At 47.8% G+C, this 26169-nt stretch carries 23 protein-coding genes and 1 tRNA gene; 5 read left to right on the forward strand and 19 right to left on the reverse strand.

Annotation, left to right across the window (positions count from 1 at the left end; all coding sequences use genetic code 11):
- Window positions 1-101 precede the first annotated feature (101 nt).
- Complete coding sequence (locus tag MKQ68_RS15875) at window positions 102-1028, forward strand: bifunctional riboflavin kinase/FAD synthetase (RefSeq protein WP_264279974.1); 927 nt, start codon at window positions 102-104, stop codon at window positions 1026-1028.
- Here the strand turns inward: MKQ68_RS15875 and holA are convergent.
- Together holA and MKQ68_RS15885 are read right to left on the reverse strand one after the other, a co-directional pair.
- Window positions 1025-2023, reverse strand: coding sequence for a DNA polymerase III subunit delta (gene holA / locus MKQ68_RS15880; protein WP_264279975.1), 999 nt, complete (start codon window positions 2021-2023; stop codon window positions 1025-1027). The genes MKQ68_RS15875 and holA overlap by 4 nt on opposite strands.
- Before the next feature lie 2 nt (window positions 2024-2025).
- A complete protein-coding gene (locus tag MKQ68_RS15885; RefSeq protein ID WP_264279976.1) occupies window positions 2026-2793 on the reverse strand; it encodes a ribonuclease H-like domain-containing protein in 768 nt (255 codons plus the stop codon).
- 56 nt (window positions 2794-2849) lie between these two features.
- On the opposite strand from MKQ68_RS15885, the gene MKQ68_RS15890 reads away from it, so the two are divergent.
- Window positions 2850-3818: a DUF8428 domain-containing protein gene (locus MKQ68_RS15890; RefSeq protein ID WP_264279977.1), complete on the forward strand. Its 969-nt coding sequence runs from the start codon at window positions 2850-2852 to the stop codon at window positions 3816-3818.
- Window positions 3819-4161: 343 nt separating this feature from the next.
- Window positions 4162-4554, forward strand: a complete 393-nt coding sequence (locus MKQ68_RS15895; RefSeq protein WP_244840426.1) for a response regulator — start codon at window positions 4162-4164, stop codon at window positions 4552-4554.
- Between the two features lie 78 nt (window positions 4555-4632).
- On the opposite strand, the gene MKQ68_RS15900 is transcribed toward MKQ68_RS15895, so the two are convergent.
- From MKQ68_RS15900 to MKQ68_RS15945, 10 genes are all read right to left on the reverse strand, one after another.
- Window positions 4633-6273 (reverse strand): ABC-F family ATP-binding cassette domain-containing protein, encoded by a 1641-nt coding sequence (locus tag MKQ68_RS15900; RefSeq protein ID WP_264279978.1) that lies wholly within the window; start codon window positions 6271-6273, stop codon window positions 4633-4635.
- Window positions 6274-6400: 127 nt separating this feature from the next.
- On the reverse strand, window positions 6401-7222 hold the full coding sequence (locus MKQ68_RS15905) for a mechanosensitive ion channel family protein (RefSeq protein WP_264279979.1): 822 nt from the start codon (window positions 7220-7222) through the stop codon (window positions 6401-6403).
- 201 nt (window positions 7223-7423) lie between these two features.
- On the reverse strand, window positions 7424-7915 hold the full coding sequence (locus MKQ68_RS15910) for a hypothetical protein (RefSeq protein ID WP_264279980.1): 492 nt from the start codon (window positions 7913-7915) through the stop codon (window positions 7424-7426).
- 372 nt (window positions 7916-8287) lie between these two features.
- Window positions 8288-10435: a S9 family peptidase gene (locus MKQ68_RS15915; protein ID WP_264279981.1), complete on the reverse strand. Its 2148-nt coding sequence runs from the start codon at window positions 10433-10435 to the stop codon at window positions 8288-8290.
- 111 nt (window positions 10436-10546) lie between these two features.
- The gene (locus MKQ68_RS15920) at window positions 10547-11296 is read right to left on the reverse strand and encodes a succinate dehydrogenase/fumarate reductase iron-sulfur subunit (RefSeq protein ID WP_264279982.1); all 750 of its coding nucleotides are present in this window, start codon (window positions 11294-11296) and stop codon (window positions 10547-10549) included.
- A gap of 67 nt (window positions 11297-11363) precedes the next feature.
- Window positions 11364-13337 (reverse strand): fumarate reductase/succinate dehydrogenase flavoprotein subunit, encoded by a 1974-nt coding sequence (locus MKQ68_RS15925; protein WP_264279983.1) that lies wholly within the window; start codon window positions 13335-13337, stop codon window positions 11364-11366.
- A gap of 18 nt (window positions 13338-13355) precedes the next feature.
- Entirely contained in the window at window positions 13356-14048 is a 693-nt protein-coding gene (locus MKQ68_RS15930) for a succinate dehydrogenase cytochrome b subunit (protein ID WP_264279984.1), read from the reverse strand.
- 180 nt (window positions 14049-14228) lie between these two features.
- The gene (locus MKQ68_RS15935; protein ID WP_264279985.1) at window positions 14229-14792 is read right to left on the reverse strand and encodes a hypothetical protein; all 564 of its coding nucleotides are present in this window, start codon (window positions 14790-14792) and stop codon (window positions 14229-14231) included.
- A gap of 163 nt (window positions 14793-14955) precedes the next feature.
- Window positions 14956-15768 carry an N-acetylmuramic acid 6-phosphate etherase gene (gene murQ, locus MKQ68_RS15940; RefSeq protein ID WP_264279986.1) on the reverse strand — a complete coding sequence of 271 codons (813 nt, stop codon included), beginning with the start codon at window positions 15766-15768 and terminating at the stop codon, window positions 14956-14958.
- A gap of 80 nt (window positions 15769-15848) precedes the next feature.
- Window positions 15849-16703 carry an N-acetylglucosamine kinase gene (locus MKQ68_RS15945; RefSeq protein ID WP_264279987.1) on the reverse strand — a complete coding sequence of 285 codons (855 nt, stop codon included), beginning with the start codon at window positions 16701-16703 and terminating at the stop codon, window positions 15849-15851.
- Between the two features lie 157 nt (window positions 16704-16860).
- Between MKQ68_RS15945 and MKQ68_RS15950 the strand changes: the two genes are divergently transcribed.
- Window positions 16861-18465, forward strand: coding sequence for a S41 family peptidase (locus MKQ68_RS15950; protein WP_264279988.1), 1605 nt, complete (start codon window positions 16861-16863; stop codon window positions 18463-18465).
- Between the two features lie 51 nt (window positions 18466-18516).
- Here the strand turns inward: MKQ68_RS15950 and MKQ68_RS15955 are convergent, their stop codons facing one another.
- The 7 genes from MKQ68_RS15955 to MKQ68_RS15985 all read right to left on the reverse strand — a co-directional run bounded on the left by MKQ68_RS15955 (window position 18517) and on the right by MKQ68_RS15985 (window position 23395).
- Window positions 18517-18948: a M48 family metalloprotease gene (locus tag MKQ68_RS15955; protein WP_264279989.1), complete on the reverse strand. Its 432-nt coding sequence runs from the start codon at window positions 18946-18948 to the stop codon at window positions 18517-18519.
- Between the two features lie 204 nt (window positions 18949-19152).
- Window positions 19153-19557 carry a hypothetical protein gene (locus MKQ68_RS15960; protein ID WP_244840445.1) on the reverse strand — a complete coding sequence of 135 codons (405 nt, stop codon included), beginning with the start codon at window positions 19555-19557 and terminating at the stop codon, window positions 19153-19155.
- Window positions 19558-19678: 121 nt separating this feature from the next.
- On the reverse strand, window positions 19679-19876 hold the full coding sequence (locus tag MKQ68_RS15965; RefSeq protein ID WP_264279990.1) for a hypothetical protein: 198 nt from the start codon (window positions 19874-19876) through the stop codon (window positions 19679-19681).
- A gap of 90 nt (window positions 19877-19966) precedes the next feature.
- Window positions 19967-21286 (reverse strand): ribosome biogenesis GTPase Der, encoded by a 1320-nt coding sequence (der, locus tag MKQ68_RS15970; RefSeq protein WP_244840446.1) that lies wholly within the window; start codon window positions 21284-21286, stop codon window positions 19967-19969.
- 32 nt (window positions 21287-21318) lie between these two features.
- Entirely contained in the window at window positions 21319-22191 is an 873-nt protein-coding gene (gene era, locus MKQ68_RS15975) for a GTPase Era (RefSeq protein WP_264279991.1), read from the reverse strand.
- Between the two features lie 121 nt (window positions 22192-22312).
- Window positions 22313-22384, reverse strand: a tRNA-Met gene (locus tag MKQ68_RS15980).
- A gap of 627 nt (window positions 22385-23011) precedes the next feature.
- The gene (locus MKQ68_RS15985; RefSeq protein WP_244840449.1) at window positions 23012-23395 is read right to left on the reverse strand and encodes a single-stranded DNA-binding protein; all 384 of its coding nucleotides are present in this window, start codon (window positions 23393-23395) and stop codon (window positions 23012-23014) included.
- A 401-nt stretch (window positions 23396-23796) separates the two neighbouring features.
- On the opposite strand from MKQ68_RS15985, the gene MKQ68_RS15990 reads away from it, so the two are divergent.
- Window positions 23797-26169, forward strand: a complete 2373-nt coding sequence (locus MKQ68_RS15990; RefSeq protein WP_264279992.1) for a TonB-dependent receptor — start codon at window positions 23797-23799, stop codon at window positions 26167-26169.

A 26169-nucleotide genomic window follows, 5' to 3' on the forward strand; every position in this document is an offset into this window, starting at 1 on the left:
ACTGCCCTGGCTCCTTGCCCTGGCAGGAACTGCAAAAGTAAACGATTTTAACCGCAAAACGTTTAGATTTGCACGGCATTTGACGTTACGATTAACTATTTATGCAGGTTCACAGAGACTTAGAGCAACTTCCGCAATTTCGCCATGCAGTAATTACCATTGGTACTTTCGACGGCGTACACCAGGGGCACCGCCACATCCTGCAACAGCTGGAACAGGCGGCCACGGCCTGCCATGGAGAAAAGGTGATCGTTACCTTCGACCCACATCCCCGCGAAGTACTGGCACCCGATAAAGCACCGGTACACCTGCTTACGACGCTGGAAGAAAAGATCCAACTGCTCGACCTGCAAGGCATCGATCACCTCGTCGTGGTGCCCTTCACAAAAGCCTTTTCCCAATTATCGGCGACCGAATACCTGGAAGAATTTCTGATCAAAAGATTTAATCCGCATACGATCATTATCGGGTACGATCATCGTTTCGGGCATAACCGCGAGGGTGGACTGGCGTTGCTAGAGGCCGAGCAGCATAAATTCGGGTTCGAGCTGCTGGAAATTCCGCAGCAGGTGGTGCATGACCTGACCGTGAGCAGCACGAAGATCCGTAACAGTTTAAAAGATGGCAATGTATTGCTGGCGAACGAGCTGCTGGGTTATCCCTACTTCGTGAACGGAACAGTGGTGCATGGCGATAAGATGGGGCGTAAACTGGGTTTCCCTACGGCCAATATTGCATTGAACGACAGCCGTAAACTGGTACCTGCACAAGGCGTATATGCCGTAAAAGTGACACTGGCTTCCGGCTCCTTTAACGGGGCGCTCAACATCGGTACGCGCCCTACGTTCAACGGCCGCGAGTTACGCATCGAAGTATATATTTTTGATTTTGACCAGGAGATTTACGGGCAGCCGATCAACGTACAGTTTATCGAATACCTGCGGGCCGATATGAAGTTTGATAAGATCGAAGATCTTGTTGAACAGATGCATCGCGATACCGCGAAGGCGCGCGAGATACTGGCCTAGCGCGTCATGATGCGGAACAGCATTTCCTTCATTAATTCACCATCTTCTACCCCACTGTCATTGATGCCAATGCTGCGCAGGTTGTACTGCTGCAGTAGCAGGATGGCTCTTTCTGCATCGGCGGCGCCGTACTTTTGCGCAGCTGCTATATAGTCTTTTACGAAGAAAGGATGCACGCCCAGTGCGGAAGCGATTTCTTTCTCCCCTCCCTTCACACCAAATACCAGGTTGATTTTTGCGAAGTAATTATATAAAGCGGGAATTGTCATCTGTATAGGCGAGGCCTTCGGATTGGCAGCGAAGTAACGTACGATACGCATCACCTTACCCATATCCTTTTGCCCTACGGCGTTTTGCAGTTCGAATACATTGTACTCTTTGCTGATGCCCACATACTTTTCAATATCGCCTTCATCGATTTTTTTGCCGGCGGGCAGGTTCACCAACAGTTTATCTATTTCGTTGGCAATGCGTGAAAGGTCGTTGCCGATATGATCTACCAGCAGGATGCAGGCCTTTTGTGTGATGGCCAGGCCTTTGCTGTGAACGAAAGCCTCTACCCAGGCGGGCAGCTGGTTATCGTACATCTTTTTGGTAGACAATAAAACTCCTTTCTCCTTGATCAGTTTGGCCATTTTGGAGCGGCCGTCTATTTTACCCTGTTTATGCGCTACGACGAAGATGGTGGATGCGAGCGGCTGGTCAATATAAGGTTCCAGTTTCAGCAGGTCGCGCATGGCTTGTGCTTCTTTCAGGATCACTACCTGCCTTTCGGCAAACATGGGATAACGACGACAGTTATTGATCACGCTGGCCCAATCGGTATCCTTACCGTATAACACGGTGAGGTTAAAACCTTTTTCGGCCTCGTCGAGCAGCTGGTGTTCGGCATAGTTTACCACCTGGTCTATAAAAAACTCTTCTTCCCCTTCCAGCCAGTACAGCGGCCGGAACTTCTTCTGTTTCCAATCTTTTATAATTTCCTGGTATTCCATGCTTAGTATTTTACGAATTGCACTTCTGGTTCTTTTAATATGGGCAGCCCTTTAAACTTCAGTACCAGCTGGGCTACGGTGAGTACGTCCTTCTGGCAGTAGGCTGCTATGCGGGGCAGGTCGCGTTCCTGCCAGTAAACATGCCCTACCATGCTGCCGTCTATATCATCCTTGGGCGTTGGAATGCCCATGACGGCGGCCAGCAGTTTAAGCGAGGTATAGTTACGGAAGTCGCCGAACCGCCAAAGCTGCATGGTATCTAACACCGGTAGTTCCCAGGGCTTAAAGTTATTGATCTGCAAGGCTGCAGGTAAGCCCATACCGTTAATGAGCGCGCGGCGGCAAATATAGGGAATATCAAATTCCTTTATATTATGCCCACATAACAGAAATCTTTGATATTTTGCAGCGAATTTAGTGATGAGGTCGAGAAACTCGGTGAGCACAACTGTTTCATCATCATTGAAAAACGATTTAATCCGCAGGTGATGCACGCCGTTTTCAATATAGAAAAAGCCAACAGAAATACAGACGATTTTCCCAAATTCTGCATAGATAGCGGCCCTGTCAGCATAGCTTTCAGGTCCAATTCCGGAATCTGGCAAAGTTTTTGTAATCTTCTCACTCCAGAGCGCTTTCATCTCTTCCGGGAGGTGATCAAAACCAGCCACCGAAGGTGCGGTTTCTATGTCCAGCAGTAGCAATTGATCAAGAGCGACGTTTTGAAGCACGATGTAAAGCGTTTTAAATGACTTGATGTATCGAGTCACAAAAGTCTGAAAAAATTTTACCCATATAACAATCAAAAATAAAAAACGACAACACTATGGCGGAAAACACTTTTAATACCGGCACGCCCAGTACTTCCGGACCTGAAAAACCTAAAAGCAACAGTAAAAATGGTATCATTTATGGCGTATTGATCGCTGCATTGGTAGGCACATGGGGCTACATGTGGTACGCCAATAATAAAAATAACGATGTACTGGCACAGAAAGACGTGGCATACGATTCTGTATCTACTGCCCGTAACGAACTGCAACAGGAGTATGAGGCTACCAACGCACGCCTCGACGATCTGATCTCAGAAAATAGCCGCATGGACAGCCTGGTAAAAACGAAAGACAAAGAACTGTCTGACATCAAAGCCAGGATCTCCACCATCCTTTCCAACAAAAACGCTACCCAGGCCGAACTGGCGGAAGCCCGCAGGCTGATCGAACAGCTGAAATCCAGCGTAGAGAACTATAAGGCTACCATCGAAAGACTGGAAGGCGAAAAGATCGTGATCACCGGCGAAAGAGATTACGCACGTAAAGAGCGCGACTCCGTAGGTACGATCAAAGATAGCCTCGGCCGCAAAGTGGAACTGGGTTCTGTATTGCATGCATCTAACATTAAACTGCTTCCTATCAACCTGAAAAAGAATGGTAAAGAAGTAGAAACGTCTAAAGCCAAACGTGCAGATATGATGCGTGTTTCATTTGACCTGGACGATAACCGCATTGCACCAAGCGGCAACAAAGAAATTTACGTAGCCATCACTTCTCCCGACGGTTCACCGCTGGCAGTAGAAGCCCTCGGCTCTGGCAGGTTTACGCTGGAAGATGGTACAGAGAAACTCTACACCGTTAAGAAAAGCGTATCCTACACCACCGGCGAAAAACAATTGGTGTCTATGGACTGGAAACAAAACTCCGACTTCAAAATCGGTGATTACGCGGTAGAGATTTACCACGACGGTTATAAGATCGGAGCTGGTAAAGTGACGCTGAAGAAGAGCGGCTTATTCTAATACGAAATTCAATTAGGCAAGCATAATCAGGCTATGGCAGTTTGCCGTAGCCTTTTTTTTGCCTTCAACTTATCCACATAGATACTGGTTGCGGGTGCCTTGCAACTCCTTGTCCAGCATATATTACAGCGAACCAACTTACCAAGTTCCTGTGTTAATAATTAGTTATCGGAATAAATTCATATATTAAATAAATAAAAAATATACATCTTTGCGGCGGATTCAGGAAGACCCATTGCAGCTTTGCAACTTCACCTAACCCGGTCCAATGGAAAGCGTTTACCGGCCATTAATCAACTGCTTAACTCTGTTGCAGGAGTTTTCCCGTAAATTATTGAACCATATGAATAACGCACCTAAGCTTGTGTATGTGATCGATGATGATGAGGTGTTCCACTTCATCGTAAAGAAGATGTTCGGTCTGCAGGGCTGGGATGTGGCGATCACCTCGTTTTTATGCGCGGAAGAAGCGATAGAGGAACTGAATGCTGCGCCAGCCGACTTGCCGAAACTGATATTGCTGGACATGAACATGCAGCGAATGAACGGCTGGGATTTTATAGAAGCCTACCGTGAACTGAGCGCGGACCTGCGGGAGCAGGTACCCATCATTATGTGTTCCTCTTCTATGAATATTTCTGACATGGAAAAAGTGCGCAAGACACCGGAGCTGAACGCTTACATTACTAAGCCGCTCGACAACTCCAAATTGAAACTGATCGAATCTTATCTATAGTATACAAGGAAGTTTGTTACATAAAAAAAGGAGCCTTGCAGAAGACTCCTTTTTCTTTTTATGCTTGCCTTGTTGTTTTTAAGCAGTTACACCTTCGCCATACATTTCGGCACGCAGGGCTTTTACGCGTTCGTCGGCCAGGTATTCGTCAAACGTCATCAGCCTGTCGATAATACCTTTAGGCGTGATTTCGATAATACGGGTTGCTACTGACTGCATAAACGTGTGGTCATGCGTGGTGAAGAGCACGATACCTTTAAAGTTGGTCATACTTTCGTTGAAAGACTGGATGCTTTCCAGGTCGAGGTGGTTCGTAGGCTCGTCGAGGATCACAACGTTCGGGTCCTGCAGCATCATGCGGGAGGTCATGCAACGCACTTTCTCACCACCGCTGAGTACCGACGTTTTCTTCACGATATCGTCGCCGCTGAACAGCATTTTACCGAGGAATCCACGCAGGAACGGCTCGTCTGCATCGGTTACGTGCGGCGGCACGTACTGGCGGAGCCAGTCCATGAGGTTCAGGTTGTTTTTGAAGAACTCGGAGTTATCGTTGGGCAGGTAGGCTTTGGTAACGGTGGTACCCCACTCATACTTACCGCCATCTGCTTCGGCTTCGCCGTTGATGATGTCGAAGAAGGTAGACAGTGCTACGTGGTTCTTAGACAGGAAAGCGATCTTATCACCTTTGTTCACTGAGAATGTAACATCTTTAAACAGCTGGCGGCCTTCGATAGACTTTTCGAGTTTCTCTACGTTCAGGATTTGGTTACCTACTTCGCGCAGTTGCTTGAAGATGATACCGGGGTATTTGCGGTTAGAAGGTTCGATTTCGTCGATAACCAGTTTTTCCAGTGCTTTCTTACGGGAAGTAGCCTGTTTACTTTTGGAAGCGTTGGCGCTGAATCGGGCGATGAAGTCCATGAGGTCCTTACGCTTATCTTCCATCTTCTTGTTCTTGTCACTGATCTGGCGGGCAATCAACTGGCTGGATTCGTACCAGAAAGTATAGTTACCGGAGAAGATCTTGATCTTAGCACGGTCAACGTCCGCTACGTGCGTACAAACCGCATCGAGGAAGTGACGGTCGTGGGAAACTACGATCACGATGTTTTCATAATCGGCCAGGAAGTTTTCGAGCCAGCCGATCGTTTCAACGTCCAGGTCGTTCGTAGGCTCATCGAGCAGCAGGATGTCCGGGTTACCGAACAGCGCCTGAGCGAGGAGTACACGTACTTTAACACTACCGGGAACGTCTTTCATCAGTACGCTATGCATTTCTTCTTTAACGCCCAGGTCGCCGAGTAATACACCGGCGTCGCTTTCGGCAGTATAACCGCCCATTTCGCCGTATTCTGCTTCCAGTTCGCCGGCGCGCATACCGTCTTCTTCGGTAAAGTCTGCCTTAGCATATATTTCATCGCGCTCTTTGGCGATTTCCCAGAGTTTTTTATTACCCATGAGCACCGAGTTGAGTACGGTGATCTCATCAAATTCAAAGTGGTTCTGTTTCAGCACACTCATGCGCTCACCGGGGGTAATTTCCACCGTGCCTTTGTTCGGCTCTATTTCTCCTGACAGGATTTTCAGGAAGGTAGATTTACCGGCCCCGTTGGCGCCAATTACGCCATAACAGTTACCCTTGGTAAAGTTGAGGTTTACTTCGTCGAACAGAACCCTTTTTCCGTATGACAATGAGACATTTCTTACGCTGATCATGCTGAAACTGCAAATTTTGAAGCCGCAAAGTTACGGATAGTATGGTAGCTTTCCAATTAGTTTGATGCGGCAAATGCATCTTATAAAATACTAATACTTAATGCGCATGCAGGGGTATCGTTAGCCGTTACCATGCCTGCTGCGGTGCCAGTTTTGTGCTCACCGGGGCCTTCATGCCGTTGGCGATAAGCGCCTGCTGGATCTTTTGGTGCAGGTCGTAGTACACCGGCCAGTAGTCCTCCATGTCCACAAACGGCCTTACGAACACATTCATGAAGTCGCCATCGAAATCGATGATAGACACGGCAGGTTCCGGGTCCTTTTTGATGCGGCGGTCCTGCTCCAGCACATTTTTGATCACATCCCTTACGCGGTTGAAGTTTTCCGATGCTGCCAGCTTCACCACCAGGTCTACCCGCAGGTGGCCGCTTTTGCTGGAGTTGATGATCGTACCGTTAGACACCGCGCCATTGGGCAGGATGGCCATCTTTCCGTCGCCGGTTGTAAGAATAGTGCTGAATATCTGGATTTCATTCACAATGCCTGTAATTCCCTGTATCGTGACCAAATCGCCCACCTTAAATGGTTTGAACAATAGGATCAGCACACCGCCTGCGAGGTTAGCCAGACTGCCCTGCAAGGCCAGACCAACGGCCAGACCGGCAGCTGCGATTACGGCAGCGAGTGAAGTGGTCTGTAATCCCAGGATACCGGCAGCGAATATCACCAGCAATATCTTAAGGCCGATGCTTACGACGCTCTTCAGGAACGTTTGCAACGAGTTGTGCGTTTCGCGGCGTGCCATTGCCCGGGCGAGCATGCGATCGAGCCAGCGGATCAACAAAAAGCCGACTACCAATACGATAATGGCACCAATGAGTTTAGGGGCGAACTGACTTGCCCAAACAATGAGGTTATTCCAGAAAACTTGTACTTTATCAAAATTCATATGCCTGATGGTTAGATGCGCATAGAAGGGAACAAAGCGCGTGCCGGTGGGTTTCAGGCATTTAACGGGGGCTATTGCGGACGGGGGTACTCAGGCGGGGGTGTTTTTTCGCTAGGTTGAGGGCAAAGCCACTGTTGGTGGGACAGTGGCTTTGCGTAAGGATGATTACTGTTCTTTGTATTCGATGATCACATTTTTCACCTAAATGTAGTAAGCGGGAACCGCAGCAGGTTCGTCCCCTAATGCTCTCCAGCCAAGGGTCATGAAATAAGACGAATCACCGTCGGATTTAATACCTCCGTAAATCGTTTGCTGCTGAACAGCAGTGCCGGAAATCATTGTGCTCAGGGCATCGCCACCGTCGTCGCTGTAGTTGTAATTAGGCCGCACGGGTAGCATTACTTCAAAAGTAAAAGGCTGGCCTTCCACGCTGTTTAAGACACCGAGCGCTATTTCACGCGGCTGCGCAAAGTTTGAAAACATACCATAAAGGTTCAACGTCAATCGCACGTTCTGCATAGGTGCTGCGTAACCTTCTCCTCTTACAACTACATAACCTGGCCGGTTGGAAAATGTAGCTGGTTTAAAACCTGCGATAAGTCTGCCGGTGTACTCACCGTAAGTCAAAATGCCTGTAGTGGCAGTTTCAAAATTGAACAATCTGTTCTCTGTGGTCGAAAGGATCTGATACATATATATGGGGGTTTAAAAATGACTGAGGATAGGGGCACAACAACGCTACCGATGAAATGCATCCGGTTAAATAAGCGCAGGTTACGGGTATAACAACGCTACCGATGGCATCCATCAGTGTATATGACTATAGCGGAAATACCAGGGAAACTAAAGTGGCGGGCTCGCCTTGGGTTTCACAAACATCTGCAGCAATTGATTACACCTTTGCATCAGGCTTAGCAAACAAATATTGATACTATAAATTCCTGGAACAACTGCCATCGGCAGACTGAAAATCGGGATAACAAAACTTCGCATATCGGGGGTCTTAACTCGTTAACAAATATACGAAATTCTGTTATCCCTTGTTTCATTATTTCAAAATAAACATCACTTTTTTATCCCCTCCAAAAACAACAAAAATCCATAATGCAACGCCACGTCCTTCAACGCCTTAAACCTTCCGGAAGCGCCACCATGGCCAGCCTCCATATTCGTATGCATGAGCAGTACATTTTTGTCGGTTTTCATTTCACGCAACTTCGCTACCCACTTGGCAGGCTCGAAATACTGCACCTGTGAATCGTGCAGGCCTGTGGTGACGAGCATGTTGGGGTAAGCCTTTTTCTCGATGTTATCGTAAGGGGAATAGGACTTCATGTATTCATAACTATCCTTGTTTTTCGGATTGCCCCATTCGTCAAATTCACCGGTGGTGAGTGGGATGCTTTCGTCCAGCATAGTTGTCACTACATCAACGAACGGCACCGCCGCAATTACCCCATTCCAGAGATCGGGTCGCATGTTAATTACAGCGCCCATCAACAGTCCGCCGGCGCTGCCGCCCATGGCGTAGAGGTGTTCTTTACTGGTGTAATTATTCCTCAGCAGGTATTCTGCGCAGTCAATAAAATCATTGAAGGTGTTCTTCTTCTTGAACATCTTTCCATCTTCATACCAGTGACGGCCCATCTCCTCCCCTCCGCGAATGTGTGCGATGGCAAAGGCGAAGCCCCGGTTCAGCAAACTCAAACGGGTGCTGCTGAAGCTGGGATCCATGGAAGCGCCGTAAGAACCGTATCCATACAGCAACAGCGGTGCCTGGCCATTCTTCTCGAATCCTTTCTTGTATACGATGGAGATGGGCACTTTTACGCTGTCTCTCACCGTAGCATATACCCGTTCTGTTACATAATCGTCTTGCTTATAACCGCCCAGTACTTCCTGGCGTTTCTTCAGCTCCTTCTCCTTCGTATCCATGTTATAATCGAACGTAGAGTTCGGGGTGGTCATGGAAGAGTAGCTGTAGCGAAGGTTATGGGTATTGAATTCCGGATTCACGGAAGGATAAGCGACGTAAGCCGCTTCGCCGAAGTCGAGGTAGTGTTCCTGGTTGGTTTTACTGTTCATAACGCGCACCTGCGTCAACCCGTTCTTACGTTCGCTCAGCACCATGTAATCCTGGAACAGTTCAATGCCTTCCAGCAATACGTCCTGGCGATGCGGTAATACTTCTTTCCAGTTGTCGCGGGAGGTTTGATCGACCGGGCATTCCATCAACCTGAAGTTTTGCGCGTTCCAGTTAGTGCGAATGTAGAACTTATCATCTTTGTGATCGATGTCGAACAGCATGTCCTTTTCACGTTTCTGAAATACTTTAAACTCGCCATCGGGCAAGCCGGCATCGAGAATGCGATATTCGTCGGACAACGTGCTGCCGCTCACGATCACGATATATTTGCGTGACTTGGTTTTATATACACCGGCATCGAAGGTCTCATCTTTCTCAAAGTAAATTTCTTTTGCTTTAGCAGGATCTTCGCCCAGTTTATATCTGAATATCTTTTCCGAACGCAGGGTAGTTGGGTTCTTGCGGGTAAAGAATATCGTTTTATTATCTGCAGCCCATACGCCATCGGTATCCGTATCCTGTATCGCCTGCGGATAGATTTCGCCTGTTTCCAGGTTTTTAACATACAGCGTGTAACGGCGGCGACTCACCGTATCTACCATAAAAAGCGCCAGCTTATTATCAGGGCTCACTTCGAAGGTGGCCAGTTGATAATAGGCATGTCCTGCGGCCATTTCGTTTACATTAAACATTACTTCCTCACTGGCCTTCTCATCGCCTTTCTTACGGCAATAAATAGGGTATTCCTTGCCTTTTTCAAAGCGCGTATAGTAGTAATACCCGTTCTCGAAGTAAGGTACACTTTCATCATCTTCCTTGATGCGACCTTTCATTTCTTCAAACAGCTTTTCGCGGAAGTCGCGGGTGGAAGAAAGTACGGTATCCAGGTATTTGTTTTCAGACTCGAGGTAGGCGATCACCTTGGGATTTTCGCGTTCGTTGAGCCAGTAATAATTATCGGTGCGGGTATCGCCGTGGATAGACATTTCCTTCGGGATTTTTTCCACTGTTGGCGTTTGAATATTGATCCAGGCTTCGTTTATGTTCATACGTTCGTCTTTTTTATCATTTTTAGGCTGGCAGGCAACAAAGGCGAGGGCCAGCAACCCCACGTGGTAATGTCTCATAGAAAGGCTTTTTGGGACGTTTAAATATAACGATTTCCCTCCATGGACCGTTACCACGCATAAAAAAAGCCGCCTTGTACGGGCGGCTTTTTTTTGCTATCAGGGATGATATTAGTCTTCTTTACCGAAACCTGCGCCGATAAACTCACGGTTAAGGCGGGCGATGTTAGTGAGGGAGATGCCTTTAGGACATTCCGCTTCACAAGCGCCGGTGTTGGTACAGCTACCAAAACCTTCCTTATCCATTTGTGCTACCATGTTCAGCGCACGTTCCTGGCGTTCTGGCTGGCCCTGTGGCAACAATGCCAGCTGGGAAACCTTGGCAGATACGAACAGCATTGCCGAAGAGTTTTTACAAGCCGCTACACAGGCACCGCAACCGATACAGGCTGCTGCTGCAAACGCCGCATCTGCATCCGTCTTGTTGATGGGAATAGCGTTCGCGTCTACCGCGTTACCTGTATTTACAGAGATGTAACCACCTGCTTCGATGATGCGGTCGAATGAACGACGATCTACCGTCAGGTCTTTAATTACCGGGAAAGCGTTTGCTCTCCAGGGCTCTACCGTAATGGTATCGCCATCGTTGTAAGCACGCATGTGCAGCTGGCAGGTTGTGGTTTCGTCCCACGGACCGTGTGCACGGCCGTTGATATACATAGAGCACATACCACAGATGCCTTCGCGGCAATCATGGTCGAATGCGATAGGTTCTTTCCCTTCATTGATCAAACGCTCGTTCAACACGTCGAACATCTCCAGGAAAGACATGTCCTTCGACACATCAGACACCGGAAAGGTTTCGAAATGCCCCGCGTCTTTCGCATTTTTCTGGCGCCAAACTTTAAGAGTAAGATTCATAACTTTAATCGTTATTCTGTGATGGCCGGCGTTACCCGGCCTAATTTTATTTCCTTATCAGACCTTATTATTTGTAGTTACGCTGTGTCGGGTGTACGATCTCGAAGTTCAGCGTTTCTTTATGCAGCTCGAAGTTGCTTTCACCTTTGTACTCCCAGGCCGCTACATACGAGAAGTTTTCATCGTCACGTTGTGCTTCCCCTTCCGGAGTTTGTGATTCCTCGCGGAAGTGACCGCCGCAGGATTCTTTACGGTTAAGCGCATCGCGGCACATCAATTCGCCCAGCTCCAGGAAGTCTGCAACGCGGCAGGCTTTCTCCAGCTCAGGGTTAAACTCGTCTGTTGTACCCGGTACACGTACATCTTTCCAGAACTCAGCACGCAGTGCCTGAATTTCCTGGATGGCTTCTTTCAGGCCTTGTTCGTTACGCGCCATACCGCATTTATCCCACATGATCTTACCCAGCGCTTTGTGGAAGTGGTCAACCGAGTGTTTACCCTTGATATTGATAAACTGGTCGAGCGTAGCTTTCACGTTCCTTTCCGCTTCTTCAAAAGCTTCGTGGGTGGTAGGGATAGCTTTGGTCTGGATATCGTCAGCCAGGTAGTTACCGATAGTGTAAGGAATTACGAAGTAACCGTCGGCCAGGCCTTGCATGAGTGCAGATGCACCCAGGCGGTTAGCACCGTGATCGGAGAAGTTGGCTTCGCCGAGGCAGTACAAACCAGGTACGGTGGTCATCAGTTCGTAGTCTACCCACAGGCCGCCCATTGTGTAGTGTACCGCAGGATAGATACGCATTGGTGTTTCGTAAGGGTTTTCGCCGGTAATCTTCGCATACATGTCGAAGAGGTTACCATACTTTTCCTTTACTACTTCTTTACCCATGCGGATAATTTCGTCTTTGGAAATGTTTTCCAGGCCGCGTTTACCTGCTTCGATTTTACCGTAACGTTCGATCGCTTCTGCATAATCGAGATAAACCGCCAGTTTGGAAGCACCTACACCATAACCGGCGTCGCACCTTTCTTTTGCAGCGCGGGAAGCCACGTCGCGGGGTACGAGGTTACCGAAGGCAGGGTATCTTCTTTCGAGGTAGTAATCCCTTTCTTCTTCTGGAATATCGGACGCTTTACGGTTGTCGTTCTGTTTTTTAGGCACCCAGATGCGGCCGTCGTTACGCAGCGACTCAGACATCAGGGTCAGTTTTGACTGGTGATCGCCGGATACCGGGATACAAGTCGGGTGAATTTGCGTGAAGCAAGGGTTACCGAAGTAAGCGCCACGTTTGTGCGCTTTCCAGGCAGCGGTAACGTTAGAGCCCATGGCGTTGGTAGACAGGAAGAACACGTTACCGTAGCCGCCCGTGCAAAGCAATACGGCGTGGCCAAAGTGACGTTCCAGTTTACCGGTAACCAGGTCGCGGGCAATGATGCCGCGGGCTTTGCCGTCAACTTTTACTACGTCGAGCATTTCGTGGCGGCTGTAGGCTTTAATGTTGCCCAAAGCTACCTGACGCTGGAAGGCGGAATAAGCGCCCAGCAGCAGCTGCTGACCGGTTTGACCGGCTGCGTAGAAGGTACGTTGTACCTGTGTACCACCGAAAGAGCGGTTGCTCAGCAATCCACCATATTCACGTGCAAAGGGAACACCCTGTGCCACGCACTGGTCGATAATGCTGGCAGAAACTTCGGCCAGGCGGTAAACGTTACCCTCACGGGCGCGGTAGTCACCACCTTTTACGGTATCATAAAACAGGCGGAACACGGAGTCGCCATCGTTCTGGTAGTTTTTGGCAGCGTTAATACCACCTTGTGCAGCGATACTGTGCGCACGGCGGGGGCTATCCTGGAAGTAAAAGGCTTTTACCTTGTAACCCAGTTCAGCGAGAGAAGCTGCAGCAGAGGCGCCGGCAAGACCAGTACCTACTACGATGATTTCGATTTTGCGCTTGTTAGCCGGGTTAACCAGCTTAACGGTGCTTTTATATTTGCTCCATTTGGTTTCGAGCGGACCAGCAGGAATTTTTGCGTTCAACATATCTCCTTACTTTTCTTTCTATAATGATTTGAAGTAAATAACTAACGGGATCAGGGCAAAACCGGCAGGAATAACGATGCCGAACAGCCATACGCCCAGGAAGTTGATGATGCCGTTGTACTTTTTATGATTGAGGCCAAAAGTCTGGCAGGCGCTCTTAAAACCATGAATAAGGTGGAACGACAGGCCAATCATACCGATTACGTAAATGATCACGTTTAATGGTACCTGGAAGGCCTCTTGTACTACGAGGTACAGATCTTTGTACTCTTTGGAATCGCCCTCGTAAGTGACCATCGGAATAGCAGCATCGTAGTGCATTGCCCACCAGAACTGTGCAAGGTGCACGATCAGGAAGATGAGCAGTACGCTACCCATGATCGCCATTTGACGGCTGAACCAGGAAGAGGTTTTGTTGCCCGGGTTTACCGCGTATTTAACGGGACGGGCGGCGCGGTTCTTGAAAGTCAGCTGCAAAGCAATGACAGCGTGAATAAGAATTACCACTTTAAGGCCCCAGGCTATAAACTGGATAAGGCCATTGTGGCTCATAAACGTGGCGTAGGCATTAAACGATTCTCCCCGATCTTCGTAAAGTAGTGATATGTTACCTGCAAGGTGAACAATCACGAAGCTACAAAGGAAAAAACCTGTTGCGCCCACTAATAACTTCTTTCCTATAGAAGTATTAAAGAATTGTGACCATTTCATAAGATAAGTTCTAAGCTCCCTTTAGATTAATTTTGAATATTTGAAATGTTCGGGCAAATTTAAAGCATGAATACTTAATAGCAAATGATATTTATCACCAAATGACAGTATAATAACGGGGATAACTTCGGGATTGTTCACCGCAAGCGGACTGATTATCAATCTAAAAGGAAAAAGGCTCTACTCGAGCCTTCTCATCATCCAGTTATCTACCAGCGTAAACAGGTGTTGTGGCTGGAACGTCCGCCACTTCGCATTATCTAATAAATGAATATAATTAGTTAGCCGCGAACGCTCGAATTCTTCACGTGTTTGCAGCGGCATATTCAAACTTACGATCCATCCGCCCTCATCTTTAATATCATCCCACCACTCTTCGTAATAACAATCGTCAGAAGAAAAGAAGTTGAGCACGTTTTCTGTGACCAGGATAAACTTGTAAACACCCCGGGAAATCAGCAGATCGATAATCTCCCGTTTCAGCGTCTGGATGTTGTTTTCGATCGCGTCGTTCCATTCGCCGATCAGTTCCAATACGGCGTAGTTGTATTGATAATCAGCAAATAAGATCTTGAGGTAAAGATTAGGGGCGCCGAAGTCGTCCCACTGTGGATGGATATAGTAATTGTATACGGTATTCGAATATTCAAACTCGCTATACTCTCGTCCGTAAAAAGGCGACTGCTCATCCTCTTCCGCAGTGTACAAATGCCGCCAGTTATAAAAGGGTTCTATCTCGTGCATACCTAAATTAATAACGGGTTTATCAATGGGCAATTTAAAGAAAAGCACCATTAAAAGTTTTTGAAAGAATCCGGATTTTTCTGTAACATGAAGTACTGAAAAGCACTGTGGCATTGCAACAGCGGGTACTGTTACAATGCCACCAGTTATATTTTACAGCCGGTTATTTAACCGCTTCCACTGCTTTTTTTACGCTGCCATGCGCTAACAGCAATGCTTTTGCCGCTTCGTAGTCCTGCATGTCCAGGCGTTCCATCAACATTTTAATGCCACGGTCGACCAGCTTTTCATTGCTTAACTGCATGTTCACCATCTTATTATCCTCTACCCTGCCGAGTTGCACCATTACCGCAGTAGAGATCATGTTGAGTACCAGCTTTTGCGCTGTTCCGCTTTTCATGCGTGTGCTACCCGTAATGAACTCTGGCCCAACCACCACTTCGATGGGAAAATCGGCTTCGGCAGAGACCGGGGAGCCGGGGTTACAGGAAATGCTGCCCGTAATAATCCCCTGCCTGCGACATTCGCGCAGCGCATTGATTACGTAAGGCGTGGTACCGCTGGCTGCAATGCCTACGACCACATCTTTATCGGAAATATTATGTTTCGTGAGATCTTCCCAGCCTTGTTCGCGGCTATCTTCCGCAAATTCTACCGCTTTACGGATGGCACTGTCGCCACCGGCTATCAGCCCGATCACCAGGCCATGCGGTACGCCAAATGTGGGCGGGCATTCTGAAGCGTCCACGATGCCTAAACGGCCACTGGTACCGGCGCCGATGTAAAACAACCGTCCGCCCGAAAGCATTTTGTCGGAGATGGCGGTCACCAGCTGTGCGATTTGCGGCATAGCGGCTTCAACGGCCATGGGCACGGTTTTGTCTTCGTTATTGATGTTTTTCAATAAATCAGGCACGCTCATTTTTTCCAGGTGCCTGTAAGGAGACGGTTGCTCGGTAACTTTCTTAAATTCCATGTTGGACGATGCATGACCCGGGTTGCTCTACCGCGGGTGTCTTTTAATTTATAACTGATAACAAATAGTTTGTCGTTTGCTTAAGCTTCGCGGTGGTAACTCACCAATCCGGTCATAGGACTCTTCATGATCTGGCCGAGTTGCAGTTCGAACAACTGGCACAATTCCTCCAGCACATCCTTAAAGTGCCAGGCGATGCCTCCCGTGAAGTGCAAAGGTACGGTCCAGCTTTCACGGTATTTATACAGATGATTAAAAAAGAACTCGTTCAGCCCGTCTTCCAATATATTTTCGATCATAAAATGCCCGCGGTTCTCGGCCAGGAAGGGCACAAACGAGGCCAGGTAGCGATTAGCCAACGGTTTGCGGTACACATTATCGAGAATTTCGTCTTTGGTTACATTGAACCGCTGATCGAACCGGAAACGCATCTCGTCATCGAACGTATGATATAGATAATATTGCAATATCTTCTTACCCAGGAAAGTACCACTGCCCTCGTCGCCGAGCACGTAGCCCAAACCAGGATTGTTGCTGACGATCGTGCTGCCGTCGTAGTAACAGGAATTAGAACCAGTGCCCAGGATACTCGCTACGCCGGGAGTACGACCGCAAAGTCCGCGTGCAGCGGCCATAAGATCGTGCTGCACTTCACACGCAGATTGTGAAAAGCTCGCCTGCAGGCTGTTCAGCACCTTTTTGGCATTGATAGGACTGGCACAACCGGTACCATAGAAGTATACGGCTTCGATGGACGTGCCGGCGGGCATTTGCGACAGCAGCTCAGTCTTAAATATAGCAGTGATTTGTTCCTGGTCCTGAAAGTACGGGCTGATGCCCTGTGTATGGTAGGTTGTTGACTTATCTCCCTGTAACAGGCACCATTCCGTTTTGGTAGATCCACTGTCGGCTATCAGCATCGTGTTTGCAGGCATACCTTCTGGTTGTGTTTAGGAAATTAAATAAGATGAATGGATGATGTTTTGCTTTTGAATATGCTATTTTTGTCACAAGTTAAGGAAAACGCTTTCACTAAAGCAAATTATAAAACCAGTAACCGGGACCAAACTTAAGCGGTTAATTAAAGTTTTTATGCCGAACAACAGGAAGTTGAATGTATTCTTACCCTTGTTATTTGCGATTGTATTAGCACTGGGAATGTATTTGGGACATAAGATGCCGGCTGCGAGAAACAGCGACTCTGCGATATTTTTCAGGCAGAACAACCGGGCGACCCTCCAGGAAGTGCTGGACCTCTTGAAATTCAATTATGTAGATACATTGGATGTAAATGACATACAGCAGGAAGCCATCGAAGGCATGCTGAGTCACCTCGACCCACACTCCATATATATACCTCCTGCGCAGGTGCAGGCAGTGAATGAAGATCTGCAGGGGAATTTTGAAGGTATCGGGGTTGAGTTCAATATTACGAACGATACCGTGAATGTGGCAGGTGTGATCCCTGGCGGGCCTTCGGCCGATGCAGGTGTGATTACCGGGGATAAGATCATCAAAGTAAATGACTCTCTCATCGCTGGTAAAAAGATCACTTCCGAAAACATCCGTAAACTGTTACGTGGCCCGAACGGCAGCAAGGTAAAAACGACCATGTTGCGCGACGGGCAGCTGATAGATATGGTGATCAAACGTGGGTTTATTCCGTTGTTGAGCGTAGATGCCGCCTACATGCTGGAACCCGGCACCGGCTATATCAAGCTGAACAAGTTCTCCGAAACGAGCTACGATGAATTTGTGGCCGCAGTAAGGAAACTCACGAAAGAAGGTATGACCAGCCTGGTACTGGACCTGCGCCAGAACAACGGCGGTTTGCTGGATGCAGCGACCCGTATTGCGGACGAGCTGCTGGAAGACCGTAAGCTGATCGTGTACACACAAGGTAAAGCCTATCCACGACAGGATTATAAAACACAAAAACCCGGCTCCTTTGAAAAAGGCCCGCTGGCAATCCTGGTAGATGAAGGCTCCGCCTCTGCCAGTGAAATTCTTGCCGGTGCCGTACAAGACCATGACCGCGGACAAATTATCGGCCGTCGCACCTTTGGTAAAGGCCTGGTGCAGGAACCATTTGAACTGAGCAACGGTGGCACCCTTCGCCTCACCATTGCACGGTACTACCTGCCATCTAACCGCAGTATACAGAAGTCTTATAAAGACGGTCGCGCGGCTTACGACGAAGATCTTACCGAACGATACAACCACGGAGAATTCCTGAACGGCGACAGCATCCGCATTGCCGACACCGTAAAATATCATACCGACAACGGCCGCATCGTGTACGGTGGCGGTGGTATTACGCCAGATGTGTTTATTCCGTTCGATACGTCGCGTTATTCCGCGGCGCTGACCGAATTATATACACGCACTACCTTCTCCGACTTTGTGTACAATTATTATATCACCCATCGCGCGCAGTTCGCGCCTTACAAAACCCCGGAAGACTTTACGAAGCAATTCGTGATCACGCCTGAACTGTACCGCGAGTTCCTGGCCTATGCGGGTAAGGACAACATTAAAGTAAGCACCATTTCGGCGCATGACGAACCGGAGATCAAAACCAGGCTGAAGGCGATGTTCGCCAGGCAGCTCTGGAGAACGGAAGGCTTTTACCAGGTGAGTAACGGGGCCGACCAGGTGGTGAAACGGGCGATAGACGAATTAAAGAAAAGCAAGTAAGTACTATCAAATAAAAAAGGAGAAACGTTGATCGTCTCTCCTTTTTCTTTTTTAAGATAATGATTCCCTGACCACCACATCTGGCTTCAGGTCATAAAAGAAGATACAGCCTTCGATGGCCAGCACATAAGATCCGTAAATCCAGAAGTTGAAAGAATCCGGTGACATATTGCCGGAGCTTACAGAGACCAGGAAAAACGGCACATACGCGTACACAATGCCCAGTACCATCAGGATGGCTTTGATAGTGGAGGGATTGTCGTGCCGCGCGTTGAGCCAGCGGGTGGAGAAGTACAGCAGTACCCAGCCCGGGATGGAAAATAAAGTACCCCAAATAAAGGCGAGTGCAACGAACAGCAGCGACAATTCGCTTACTACGTTAAGACCTCTTACGAGCATAAAAGCCATGTAAATAAGGGGAGTAATGCCGAAGGCGGTGAGCCATACGTTCATAGCGTACTCAAAAGAATTAGTACGGTTCATAGGGATTCGGTTTTAATGATGACTGCCTCGGCAGCCAATAGGTGTATAGTTAGGAAATATTCGCCCGGTTTACGGTTTAAAATAAGTTTACGATGCAATAATATGCAGAAAATACCACATACAACATACAGTGCGGCCCATGGCGGGTTTAAGGCTGTTTAAAGGGGTAGCGTTCAAGGGGTTAAGGAGGGTGTTATTTTCGTGTTATATGGGATCTTTTAGCTTGAGAGGGAAACACCAGATGATGGTGGCGGCGGGTATAAAAAAGCAGCCGGCTAAAAGCAGCATTTCTGCATCGATAGCACCCAACACTAATATAATAGCGCCGAGTAACAGGGCTATTGAAGCGATGCAAATGAGCTTCAGGCTATCTGCATCAGGTAAAAAACGCTCAAGGATAGCGGCCCCGATACCTACGATCACTAATATCGGCAGTGAAAATACAAAAGAGATCCAGGCTGTCACCGCTAATGTGCCTGGTATATCGGTACCTGGTCTGCCCAACCAAAACATGATAATACATGAAAGTACGATACCTGTCAACAGGCTGAACAACCAGGAATAGAATACGAATTGGAAGAGATTGCGGTATTTATCGGGCGGAAGCATATTAGTGCGGTTTGAAGCAATATAGGGTAGGCGCGAGCATCCTCAAAATAAAAACCCCTCCGCCGTGGCGAAGGGGAATTACTTCTTGCAAGAAATTTATCGTAAAACGATCTTTCCTTGATTAGTGGTGAGCTGAAGTGTCAACAGCAGTTGAATCAGTTACGATAGCTGCAGAATCAGTTGCAACTGGAGCAACAGGCTCAGCAGGAGTTACTACAGCTGGAGAATCAACAGCAGTTGAATCGTTAGTAGTAGAAGATGCATTGTTGCAAGCTGCGAACATACCAGCAGCGATAGCGAGAACGAATAATTTTTTCATTTGATTTTTAGGTTTAAATCGACGCAAAGCTATTCAATTTTTCGAATATACAAAACATCAAAAAGTATAATAAGTATATTTTTACCCTGTTTACTTCTTTCTAAAGAAGATTTTTATCGGAACACCCTGGAAATCAAAGTGACTTCTCAGCTGGTTTTCCAGATAATTTTTATACGGCTGCTTAATATCGTCCGGTAAATTGGCAAAAAATGCAAAAGCAGGGGTATATGTAGGCAATTGCGTCACATATTTTATTTTGATAGGTGTGCCGCGAACTACCGGCGGCTTGAAGGATTCGATGGCTTTCAACATCACATCGTTCAATTTCGAGGTAGGTACCTTCTTTTTACGGTTCTCTGCCACCTGCAACGCCATTTCGATAGCTTTGAAGATACGCTGTTTCTCAGGTACGGAGGTGAAGATGATCGGCACATCTACGAATGGAGCCATCCTGTTTTTGAGTTCCTTTTCGTAATCGCGAACGCTGTTGGTTTCCTTATCTTCCACCAGGTCCCATTTATTAACCAGCACTACCACGCCCTTGCCTTTACGGGCGGCCAGGCTGAAAATGCTGAGGTCCTGAGCGGTGATGCCTTTTTCGGCATCCAGCAGCAACATACATACATCCGCCTCGTCCACGGCACGGATCGCCCGGATCACGGAATAGAACTCGAGGTCTTCGTGTACTTTGGATTTACGACGGATACCCGCAGTATCGATCAGTATAAAGTCTTTCTGGAAAAGTTTATAGCGGGTATGAATGGTATCACGGGTGGTGCCGGCAATATCGGAAACGATGTTACGCTCCTCTCCTACCAATGCGTTCAGCAGAGATGATTTACCAACGTTGGGCTGACCGATGATCGCGATCTTCGGAATACCTTCATCTTCTGGTGACACCTCGTCAACCTCATCGTTGTAATGAGTAACCACATCATCCAGCAATTCGCCGGTACCGCTGCCGGTAATAGACGACAGGAAGAAAGTGCGTTCGAAACCGAGGCTGTAAAATTCAGTCGCATCCAGCAGACGTTCGCTATTGTCTACTTTATTTACGACAACGTACACGGGCTTGTCCGTACGACGCAGCTGATCGGCCATGCTGGCGTCCAGGTCGGTAATGCCGGTGGTTACATCACACATGAAGAGGATCACATTTGCCTCATTCATGGCAACAATCACCTGTTTGCGGATTTCGCGTTCGAAGATATCGTCACTGCCTACGACGAAACCGCCGGTATCGATCACGTTGAAAGTTTTGCCATTCCAGTCGGCCACACCATATTGCCTGTCGCGGGTTACGCCGCTGAAGTCATCAACGATGGCTTTTCGTTGCTCGAGCAAACGGTTAAACAAAGTTGATTTTCCTACGTTCGGACGTCCCACAATAGCTACAGTAAAACCAGCCATGGTATAATTCGTTTTTAAAAATTTCTAAATGATCAGAATCCGTATTCTTTAAGATACGTATCGTTGTCGCGCCATTTGCCGCGCACTTTTACAAACAGTTCGAGGAACACTTTACGTCCCACAAATTGTTCGATATCTTTTCTGGCCTGCGTTCCGAGTTCGCGGATGGACCTGCCTTTTTCTCCGAGGATGATCGCTTTCTGCGTTTCGCGGGTAACGATGATCTCTGCGGTGATTTTAGTAAGCGTGTCTTTTTCCTGGAACTGCGTAACGATCACAGTCGTGTGATAAGGGATTTCCTCATCGTACAGGTGAAATATTTTTTCGCGTACCATCTCCGCTACGAAGAAGCGGGTGGAGCGGTCTGTTAATGTATCTTCCGGGTAAAAAGGTTCGCCCTCGGGCAAAAAAGAAACGATGGCTTCTTTCAGCTCTTTCAGCCCCTTCTTTTGCACTGCTGCGATAGGGATGATGGCTTTGGCCTTGCCCCAGTTCTTCCCTCTTTCGGTCATGGCTTCCAGTTCTTCTTTGGAAAGCGTATCAACTTTATTGATGACGAGAACAACTGTTGGCGTTTTCAGTTTCAATGCATCGAACATCTCGAAGCTTTCTTCCACGCGATCGCGCGGATCGAGCATGAGTAATGCCACGTCCGCGTCTTCAAGAGCGGATTTCACCGCGCCCATCATTTTCTCGTGCAATTTGTATTTAGGATCGATGATACCTGGTGTGTCCGAGAACACTATCTGGTAACCGGGTTCAGTAAGCACAGCTGTAATACGGTGGCGGGTGGTTTGCACCTTTGGCGATACAATGGCCAGCTTTTCACCGAGCAGCGCGTTTAACAGCGTGCTTTTGCCGGCGTTTGGCTTACCGAATATGTTTACAAATCCTGCGCGGTGCATGGTGGTCTTTAAATTTAATTGATGAACAATAGTAAGGATGAGGGTTAACGATGATGCAAATATCCTTCTATCGACCCAAATAAAAAAAGCCGAAACAAGTTCGGCTTTTTTCTAGTTCTTGTAGCGAGGAGGGGATTCGAACCTCTGACCTTCGGGTTATGAGCCCGACGAGCTACCTCTGCTCTACCTCGCAATGTGGATGCAAATATAGGCTAGTTTTCATTGCCGCCAAATCTTTATTTTAAAAATTCAGACAAACGCTTTCAACACATTCTCTCAAACACAGTACAGCAAAGCGTTTCAGGCGACAAATATTTTTTACAAAAAATTAATACAGCCTACTCAACAGTTCATTTCTATGCTGATGTTGCATACTAACATTGCGAAAAGATCGTGCCAGTGTGCATCTCCCATGATGAAAAAAGCATATCTGGAAACCTTGCCCAGGCGAGGTCTTCATCGGAGCGTTCGACTTGTTACGCGATTGCTGCGATGATTTATTTTCTGAGATGTCGGGATTCGAATGGCGAAAGGAAAGTTTGATAGTTGTTACAACCACAAAGCATGCTCAGGAAATCAACATTACGGGCGTGAACGAAACAGGCTTGTTGCAGACGACTAATGCGACCGCCGTGCACTCGCCGAGAACAGCTGGCCCAATCAAAACAAACCTCATGTGCAGTCATACACATAATGAGCACGAAACCTGCACATGAGTGTTGTTCCGCTGACATCAAACCTGGCAAGCGCCCATCAATAACATCCGAAGCAACGATGAAGACAACCTCTCATCTTATGCACACCGGCACAATCAACACGACTAAAACGGCAAATCATCCGCCGTCTGCGGCCCGTAAGCGACCGGCTGTTCGGTTCCTCCGGCAGCCTCTCGTTTGCCGCCTAACAACTTACACTTACTCACCAGTATGCGCAGTGCTGCACCTGGCTTGCCTTCTTTGTCGGCGTAAGCTTCTACACGCGGCGTGCCTTCGATAAACACCTGCATGCCTTGTGTAAGATAAGGACCAATGTTCGGCTGGCCCCACAACGCACAGTCGGCCCAAACCGTTCGCTCATGCTGCTGGCCCTGGGCATCTTTAAAACGTTCATTGTAAGCAACCGTAAAATTTAATACGTGCTTTCCATTCAATTCTTTGGAAACGGCATTTTGCCCCAAATGCCCAATCATCTGGAATTTGATCATTGATCAAGTTTTTAGGTTAACGAATAAAATATCGGGCTTTTGTTTTGCTTGTGGGGGAATATGAAGATACGCTTTTCTAAAAAGCAGCAAAATAATTTTTGCATTTATTTATCCTGCGCACACTACCTTTGTATCGGAAACCGGCCAGACACATGGCCGGCAAGGCAGCTGAATAACCGCTGCCAGTTTCACCTCGGGGTGCCTTACTATCAGGCTGAGATCAGACTCGTTGAACCTGGGCCAGGTAATGCTGGTTAGGAAAGGAAGGAAAAGCAATTTTCTTACCTGTTATGTTTTGATAGTTGTCGCGTATAAAATGTACGCGCTTCATGTAATGCCGTCTGCCACAAGCAAGGCCGCATGCATGCGATTTATTGAATTGTTTAAACAGGAAATACAAAATGAAAAATGTCATGCTCCTGGCCATGCTGTTCGTCGCAGCATTCGCACAGGCACAGGTAAACGTCACGGGCGTTGTTACCAACAAAACTACCGGCCGCCCTGTTACGGGCGCCACCGTCACCATCCAGAATTTTGGCACGCATACCGATAATAACGGCCGCTATTACCTGAGGCTTCGCGACGCGGGCACTTATCCGCTAATGGTGAGCTTCATCGGATACACCACTTACCTCTACCCAACTTCATTTACTACAGGCGACAATACGATCAATGTATCGCTGGAAGAGACAGGCTTGTTCGTAAAGCCGGTAGAGATCAGCAGCCTGCGCGCCGGTGCTACTGCGCCTTTTACTAAATCATCGCTCAGCGCGGAGGATATCAAAAAGCAAAACCTCGGACAAGATCTCCCCATGCTGCTGAACCAGCTGCCAGGTGTGGTAACGAATTCCGACGCAGGTGCAGGCATCGGGTATACTAATTTCCGGGTGCGTGGTTCGGATGTTACACGTGTTAATATCACGGTAAACGGTATCCCTATCAACGATGCAGAATCGCAAGGGGTATTTTTCGTAAACATGCCGGACTTCGCGTCTTCGGTAAACAGTATTCAACTGCAACGCGGTGTGGGTACTTCTACCAACGGTGCCGGCGCATTCGGCGCCTCGCTGAACTTAAGCACAAATACGTTTAACGACAAAGCATACGCTGAAGTAGATAACAGCTACGGTTCCTTCAATAGCTGGAAACATACGGTAAAGGCAGGCACAGGTTTACTGAACGACCACTTCACCGTGGATGCCCGTCTCTCCAAAATCACTTCCGATGGTTATATCGACCGTGCCACTTCGGACCTGCAATCGTTCTACACTTCCGCGGCTTACATTGCCAAAAAAACAGCGGTACGCCTGAACGTTTTCGGGGGCAAGGAAAAAACGTACCAGGCATGGAACGGTATCGACTCTGCCACGCTGGCCGACAACCGTCGCTACAACTCCAGCGGTACCGAAAAACCAGGTGAACCATATGATAACGAAACGGATAACTACCAGCAAACGCACTACCAGCTCTCGCTCAACCAGGGTATTACCGATAACCTGAACTTTAACGTAGCGCTGCATCTCACCAGGGGTAAGGGCTACTATGAGTCTTATTATGGCGACGATTCCTACACGGAGTTCGGACTGCCTAACCCGGTAGTAAATGGCACAGAGATCACTGAAACAGACATGGTACGCCAGCTGTGGCTCGACAACTATTTTTACGGTGGTGTTTTTTCCATCAACCACAGTATGAAAAAATTTAATTGGAGCCTCGGTGGTGGCTGGAATAAATACGACGGCGACCACTATGGTAAAATTATCTGGGCGCAGAACGGCGGTATCGACAAAGATCATAAATGGTACGACCTGGATGCAACTAAAACAGATGTAAACGTATACTGGAAAGGCGAATACTCCCCTATCGAAAAACTGAGTGTGTTTGCAGATATGCAATATCGCCATGTAGGGTATGACATCAACGGTTTCCGTAAGCGCCCGAACGTAGAACAACACAACAAATACAACTTCTTCAACCCGAAAGTAGGCGTGACTTATCACGTAAATAACTTCCAGTATGCTTACGCATCGTTCGCTATCGGTAATAAAGAACCTAACCGCGATGATTTCGAAGCCGGCACCACGCAAACGCCTGAACACGAAACCCTGCGCAACCTGGAAGCTGGTTATGTATACACCAGTCAACGGGTAGGATTACAGGCGAACGTGTACTACATGAACTACAAAAATCAACTGGTACTTACCGGCAAGATCAACGACGTAGGTGCTTATACCCGCAGCAACATACCCGAAAGCTACCGCCTGGGCCTGGAACTGCAGGGCAGCGTGAAACTCGGCAGCTATGTAGACGTAGCCGCTAACATCGCATTAAGCCGCAACAAGATCAAAGACTTCACCGAGTATATTGATGACTACGACAACGGCGGACAGAAAGAAGTGAACCATGGCGAAACGGACATTTCTTTCTCTCCTGATGTAACAGGTGGTTACACTTTCACCGTAAAGCCCGTTAAAGGCCTCAATATTGACCTGTTAGGCAAATATGTAAGCCGCCAGTACCTCGACAACACTTCGATCAAAAGAAGAAGCCTGGATGGCTATTACGTGCAGGATGTGCGCATCAACTACCTGGTGCCGCAGAAACTCGTAAAAGAGCTGGGGCTTCAACTCATGCTGAACAACGTGTTTAACAAGATGTATGTGCCGAACGGTTATACGTTCAGCTATATCGAGGGCGGACAACTCATCACCGGCAACGGTTACTTGCCTATGGCTGGTTTCAACGTAATGGGCGGTGTTCACATCGGTTTCTAA

The sequence above is a fragment of the Chitinophaga horti genome (assembly GCF_022867795.2).
GTDB lineage: Bacteria > Bacteroidota > Bacteroidia > Chitinophagales > Chitinophagaceae > Chitinophaga > Chitinophaga horti.

What these genes read in the sequence shown, in the direction of transcription:
- MKQ68_RS15985 (WP_244840449.1), bottom strand. Translation starts at nt 23,395, where the DNA reads ATGATCAAATTCCAGATGATTGGGCATTTGGGGCAAAATGCCGTTTCC.
- MKQ68_RS15915 (WP_264279981.1), bottom strand. Translation starts at nt 10,435, where the DNA reads ATGAGACATTACCACGTGGGGTTGCTGGCCCTCGCCTTTGTTGCCTGC.
- MKQ68_RS15905 (WP_264279979.1), bottom strand. Translation starts at nt 7,222, where the DNA reads ATGAATTTTGATAAAGTACAAGTTTTCTGGAATAACCTCATTGTTTGG.
- MKQ68_RS15990 (WP_264279992.1), top strand. Translation starts at nt 23,797, where the DNA reads ATGAAAAATGTCATGCTCCTGGCCATGCTGTTCGTCGCAGCATTCGCA.
- MKQ68_RS15945 (WP_264279987.1), bottom strand. Translation starts at nt 16,703, where the DNA reads ATGCCTGCAAACACGATGCTGATAGCCGACAGTGGATCTACCAAAACG.
- MKQ68_RS15900 (WP_264279978.1), bottom strand. Translation starts at nt 6,273, where the DNA reads ATGATCAGCGTAAGAAATGTCTCATTGTCATACGGAAAAAGGGTTCTG.
- MKQ68_RS15930 (WP_264279984.1), bottom strand. Translation starts at nt 14,048, where the DNA reads ATGAAATGGTCACAATTCTTTAATACTTCTATAGGAAAGAAGTTATTA.
- MKQ68_RS15950 (WP_264279988.1), top strand. Translation starts at nt 16,861, where the DNA reads ATGCCGAACAACAGGAAGTTGAATGTATTCTTACCCTTGTTATTTGCG.
- holA (WP_264279975.1), bottom strand. Translation starts at nt 2,023, where the DNA reads ATGGAATACCAGGAAATTATAAAAGATTGGAAACAGAAGAAGTTCCGG.
- MKQ68_RS15965 (WP_264279990.1), bottom strand. Translation starts at nt 19,876, where the DNA reads ATGAAAAAATTATTCGTTCTCGCTATCGCTGCTGGTATGTTCGCAGCT.
- MKQ68_RS15955 (WP_264279989.1), bottom strand. Translation starts at nt 18,948, where the DNA reads ATGAACCGTACTAATTCTTTTGAGTACGCTATGAACGTATGGCTCACC.
- murQ (WP_264279986.1), bottom strand. Translation starts at nt 15,768, where the DNA reads ATGGAATTTAAGAAAGTTACCGAGCAACCGTCTCCTTACAGGCACCTG.
- MKQ68_RS15890 (WP_264279977.1), top strand. Translation starts at nt 2,850, where the DNA reads ATGGCGGAAAACACTTTTAATACCGGCACGCCCAGTACTTCCGGACCT.
- MKQ68_RS15935 (WP_264279985.1), bottom strand. Translation starts at nt 14,792, where the DNA reads ATGCACGAGATAGAACCCTTTTATAACTGGCGGCATTTGTACACTGCG.
- MKQ68_RS15875 (WP_264279974.1), top strand. Translation starts at nt 102, where the DNA reads ATGCAGGTTCACAGAGACTTAGAGCAACTTCCGCAATTTCGCCATGCA.
- MKQ68_RS15960 (WP_244840445.1), bottom strand. Translation starts at nt 19,557, where the DNA reads ATGCTTCCGCCCGATAAATACCGCAATCTCTTCCAATTCGTATTCTAT.
- MKQ68_RS15895 (WP_244840426.1), top strand. Translation starts at nt 4,162, where the DNA reads ATGAATAACGCACCTAAGCTTGTGTATGTGATCGATGATGATGAGGTG.
- era (WP_264279991.1), bottom strand. Translation starts at nt 22,191, where the DNA reads ATGCACCGCGCAGGATTTGTAAACATATTCGGTAAGCCAAACGCCGGC.
- MKQ68_RS15925 (WP_264279983.1), bottom strand. Translation starts at nt 13,337, where the DNA reads ATGTTGAACGCAAAAATTCCTGCTGGTCCGCTCGAAACCAAATGGAGC.
- MKQ68_RS15910 (WP_264279980.1), bottom strand. Translation starts at nt 7,915, where the DNA reads ATGTATCAGATCCTTTCGACCACAGAGAACAGATTGTTCAATTTTGAA.
- der (WP_244840446.1), bottom strand. Translation starts at nt 21,286, where the DNA reads ATGGCTGGTTTTACTGTAGCTATTGTGGGACGTCCGAACGTAGGAAAA.
- MKQ68_RS15920 (WP_264279982.1), bottom strand. Translation starts at nt 11,296, where the DNA reads ATGAATCTTACTCTTAAAGTTTGGCGCCAGAAAAATGCGAAAGACGCG.